Source organism: Okeania sp. SIO2B9 (genome assembly GCF_010672505.1).
GTDB classification, from domain to species: Bacteria; Cyanobacteriota; Cyanobacteriia; order Cyanobacteriales; family Microcoleaceae; genus Okeania; species Okeania hirsuta.
In genome coordinates this window covers 1-4,959 of record NZ_JAAHGK010000509.1, presented here as the reverse complement: position 1 = coordinate 4,959, position 4,959 = coordinate 1, and the positions used below count along the sequence as shown (strand labels likewise).

General features: G+C 44.8%; 2 protein-coding genes and 2 pseudogenes. 3 read left to right on the top strand and 1 reads right to left on the bottom strand.

Going from position 1 to position 4,959, the window contains the following annotated elements:
• The 3 genes and pseudogenes from F6K13_RS17955 to F6K13_RS17945 form a co-directional block, all read left to right on the top strand.
• Nucleotides 1-311, top strand: a pseudogene (locus F6K13_RS17955) (HNH endonuclease); the annotation flags it as partial.
• A gap of 354 nt (nucleotides 312-665) precedes the next feature.
• Complete coding sequence (fusA, locus tag F6K13_RS17950; RefSeq protein ID WP_124145540.1) at nucleotides 666-2,756, top strand: elongation factor G; 2,091 nt, start codon at nucleotides 666-668, stop codon at nucleotides 2,754-2,756.
• An 805-nt stretch (nucleotides 2,757-3,561) separates the two neighbouring features.
• Nucleotides 3,562-4,794 carry a hypothetical protein gene (locus F6K13_RS17945; RefSeq protein ID WP_124145539.1) on the top strand — a complete coding sequence of 411 codons (1,233 nt, stop codon included), beginning with the start codon at nucleotides 3,562-3,564 and terminating at the stop codon, nucleotides 4,792-4,794.
• Nucleotides 4,795-4,809: 15 nt separating this feature from the next.
• Here the strand turns inward: F6K13_RS17945 and F6K13_RS17940 are convergent.
• Nucleotides 4,810-4,959 (bottom strand): annotated as a pseudogene (locus F6K13_RS17940) (transposase); the annotation flags it as partial.

Below are 4,959 nucleotides of genomic sequence, written 5' to 3'. Positions count from 1 at the left end.
AGTTAACAATATTTACTTCTCAACCCCTGGTCGTCACAGCAATGGGACATGGTTGCCGACAAATGGTACAGATGGATAAATATGGTTTTCCTAGGATTGGTGACAAAGCAAAAAAACCTGTACCAGGTTGGAAAACAGGGGATATGATCAATGTCGTCAAAGGCCAAAATGCTGGGTTAAAAGCAGTCAGGATGAAAACTGTGACAAGCAAAGGCAACTTTGATATCCGAGAGGGGGATCAAATTTTGTCTGTATCTCGAAACCATATCCAACCGGTCCATAGACAAGATGGATACAATTACTCATTTTAAGTATATTTTTTCTAAGAGCATAAAAGTACCCTGGGGCGTAGGAAAATATAAATATTTTAGAAAGGCCAATCATCAGTATAAATGGACAACTTGATTCAGGAAATGCCATGAAATAGACACAATACTCCCTTACTGTACTTTAAAAGTGAAGAGTATGTCAAAATCAGCAATATAATTATGGGCATAAAACAGATATTTCAAACCCAATGTTTGAAATCCAGCGGCAGCTTAGGGCCAGCTAACTAGCAGAAACCTGTGTAGTGATTTCTCTCCTAGCTGCTAAGGCTAAATCTACCGCCTATATGTAATACTTAAGTAACACAAAAGTGTAGCACCTAACAAGAGAGTTAAATTATGAAAAAAGACCTCACTAATTATCGTAATTTCGGCATCTTCGCCCACGTTGATGCAGGCAAGACCACCACAACCGAAAGAATCCTGAAACTAACCGGAAAAATCCATAAAATCGGTGAGGTCCACGAAGGTGCAGCAACAACAGACTTTATGGAACAGGAGCAAGAGCGGGGTATTACAATTCAATCCGCTGCCACAAGCTGCTTCTGGAAAGACCACCAGTTAAATATTATTGATACCCCTGGCCACGTTGACTTTACCATCGAGGTATATCGTTCTCTCAAGGTACTTGATGGTGGTATTGGTGTATTCTGTGGCTCTGGTGGTGTGGAACCCCAGTCTGAAACCAACTGGCGCTATGCCAACGATTCTAAAGTTTCTCGGATTATCTATGTAAACAAACTTGACCGGACCGGAGCTGATTTCTACAGGGTTGTGAAGCAGGTTGAAGATGTACTCGCGGCCAAGCCATTAGTAATGGTATTACCTATTGGTATTGAGAATGATTTTGTGGGAGTAGTCGATCTACTAACCCGCAAAGCATGGGTATGGGATGATTCTGGAGACCCAACCAAATATGAAATTAAAGACGTTCCAGAGAACATGGTTGATGATGTAGAGAAATATCGGGAAATGTTGGTTGAAACTGCTGTGGAGCAAGATGACGAAGTGATGGAAAAATATCTGGAAGGAGAAGAGCCAGATATTGACACTCTCAAGAACTGCATCCGTAAGGGAACCAATGAGTTGGCTTTCTTCCCTACCTACTGTGGCTCATCTTTCAAGAATAAGGGCGTGCAGTTGGTACTAGATGCGGTAGTTGATTATCTACCTAACCCGACTGAAGTTAAACCACAGCCAGAGATCGATCTAGAGGGTAATGAGACTGGTAATTTAGCTTATGTTGACCCTGAGAAGCCTCTGCGTGCTTTGGCATTCAAAATCATGGACGACAAATATGGTGCTCTAACTTTTACCCGCATCTATTCTGGTATGTTGTCCAAAGGTGACACAGTGCTGAATACTTTTACAGGTAAAACTGAGCGAGTTGGACGTTTGGTGGAAATGCACGCTGACTCTCGCGAAGAAATTGAATCAGCTCAAGCTGGTGATATTGTTGCTATCGTTGGTATGAAGAATGTCCAAACTGGTCATACTCTCTGTGACCCTAAAAATCCTGCAACTCTAGAACCGATGGTGTTCCCCGATCCAGTGATTTCTATTGCTGTGGCAGCAAAAGACAAAGGTTCTGTGGAAAAACTGGGCATGGCATTGAGCAAGATGGTTCAGGAAGACCCGTCTTTCCGAGTTGAGACAGACCCGGAAAGTAATGAAACTATTATCAAGGGTATGGGTGAGTTGCATTTGGATATCAAGGTTGATATTCTGAAGCGGACTTATGGGGTTGATGTGGAAGTTGGTAAGCCACAAGTAGCTTATCGCGAGTCTATTACTAAGCGTCTTGAAGATAGTTATACTCACAAGAAGCAGTCTGGTGGTTCTGGTCAATTTGCTAAGATTGACTATATTTTTGAGCCAGCTGAACCAGGTGAAGGTTTCCAATTTGAGTCAAAGGTGACTGGTGGAAATGTGCCCAGAGAATTTTGGCCAGCCGTGCAAAAGGGTTTTGAAAGTAGTTTTGAAAAGGGTATGTTAGCGGGTTTCCCTTGTGTGGATATGAAGTTTACGTTGATGGATGGTGCTTTTCACCCGGTTGACTCCTCGGCGATCGCCTTTGAGATTGCTGCTAAGGCGGCCTATCGACAGTCTTTTTCTAAAGCATCTCCTCAGTTACTCGAACCGATAATGAAGGTTGATGCGTTTACCCCTGACGATCATGTTGGTGATGTGATTGGAGACCTCAACCGCCGTCGAGGAATGATTAAGTCTCAAGATTCATCACCCATGGGTACTCGTATTAAAGCAGATGTGCCATTGAGTGAGATGTTTGGTTATATTGGTGACTTGCGGACTATGACTTCTGGTAGAGGTCAGTTTTCAATGGAGTTTTCCCATTATGCACCTTGCCCTGCTAATGTGGCGGAAGTGGTAATTAAGGAAGCTAAAGAGCGTGAAGAAGCGAAGAAATAGTTAGGTCTGGTATATAGAACCCATTTGAGATCTATTTAAAAATAAAGGGGCAGATGAGGAGATGGGGGATGGGGTGTATTGAAGTATTTTCAATTATTGCTTCTATCCCACTCCCGACTCCATGGCTCAAAATTGTCATCCAGCTCAAGATACCAAATGGGTTCTATACAGGGTTGAAAACTTAAAATTAACTTCCCTGGCGGGAAGTCCCGCGCTCTCCTGTTGGCGGAGCAAGTGCGGCAGCTATTAGGGGAGCGTCGGGATGAAAGCCAAGGCCAAGAGTCAGATACCTCCATGCACTAAATTTTCTTATACCCTTAACAACCTAGGAGGTATTTTGTTACTATCAAGATCAACGCAGGGGGTTGACATCACCTCTGGCAAAACAGCGGTCAGTTTTTTTCCTGACTGAAGAATCCTGGGTTGTCGCGTAAGCACAACGTCGGGAGTATGTCAAGTAGAAAAGCCTTGTATAGACATCTCTAGAAAACCTTGTAGGGGGGGTTCGGTGGAAACCTCCTACAAAATTTTTTATTTTTTCCCTAATGGGATATTTGATATATTGACATTCTCCCCCGGCTAAAGCACGGGGGATTCCAAACCTCACGATTTGGGTTTGCTCTTTCTCTTCGTTCGAGCTGACTTACTAGATTGAGTTTCCTCAACAAAGCAGAGGCCATTCTCTCCAGAGGCGTTAATTTCCGTCTGCCCGACCGTAAATGTAACTATTACTACGGAGTCTCTGGAAGTTAAAAATGGTGCTCAAATATCTGCCAATACCTTTGGTAATGGGAATGCAGGGACTGTGGAGATTAATGCTACTGAGACTGTGGTCTTGGATGGAGGAGACTCAGAATTTGTCACTGGAGCATTTAGCGCAGTGCAACCAGGAGCAGAAGGGGATGCAGGAGATGTAACTATTACCACCAGGTCTCTGGAAGTTATTAATGGTGCTCAAGTATCTGCCGATACCTTCGGCAAGGGGAATGCAGGCAGTGTGGAAATTAATGCTACTGAGACTATAGTCTTGGATAGAGGAGACTCAGAATATCTCACTGGAGTCTTTAGCGATGTGAACCGAGAAGCAGAAGGGGATGCGGGGGGTGTAACTATTACCACCGGGTCTCTATTCGTTAAAAATGGTGCTGAAATATCTGCCAGCACCCAAGGCCAAGGAGACGCAGGCAATATATTCATCACAACAGAAACTCAACTAACAATAAACGAAAACGCTCAAATCTCTGCCTTCACCGAAAGCAGTGGCATAGGAGGCAATATCATCCTATTCGCCCCAGAAACCCTCAACATTACTGACAACGGACAAATAACAGTCCGCAGCAGCGGATCAGGCAAGGCAGGCCAAATTGACATCCTTAGTCCCAACATCACCCTCTCTGACGGTATAGATATCACCGCTTTTACCACAGGTCTAGGCAACGCTGGTGACATCAACCTAGAAGGCGACCAAATCAACATCCAACCCAACACCCAAATACTAGCCTTCACCGAAAACACCGGAGAAGGAGGCAACATCACAGTCAAAGCCACAGAAACCCTCAACCTACAAGCAGACACCCAACTATCAGTCGAAACCAACAGAGGCGGAAAAGCCGGAAACATAGAAATCACCACCCCCCAACTCACCATCGGCGAAAACGCCCAAAGAAGTGCCACAGTCAACCTCGGAGCAACAACAACAGATCCAGGAGGCAACATCACCATCAACACCAACCAACTCAACATCGCAGGAGAACTGGGAATATTTGCCGAAACCGAAGCCACAGCAGATGCAGGCGTTCTCACCCTCAGCCCCTACAAAACCAACCCCAACCTAGACATCAACTTCACCAACCAAGGCTTCATCTCAGCCTCCACAAGCTCCACAGGCAACGGAGGCAACATCAACCTCACCGCCCCAGAAAGCATCAACATCAAAGGAGACGGCAACATCTCAGTCCAAACCACAGACAAAGGAAACGCAGGAGCTATCAACATTGGCACTCAAAACCTGACACTCTCCGATGGAGTAGCCATATAGCAACCGCCAAGGCGGTTAGGACACTGCTTGCAGAACTAATTCAATCGCCGGAAAGCAAACAATCAAATCCTTTGAGCTGGTGACGAATGCGACTTTTAAGCCAAGACCAACATTTCTCTATGGGATTGAGGTCTGGTGAATAAGGAGGTAAATACAACAGTTGAC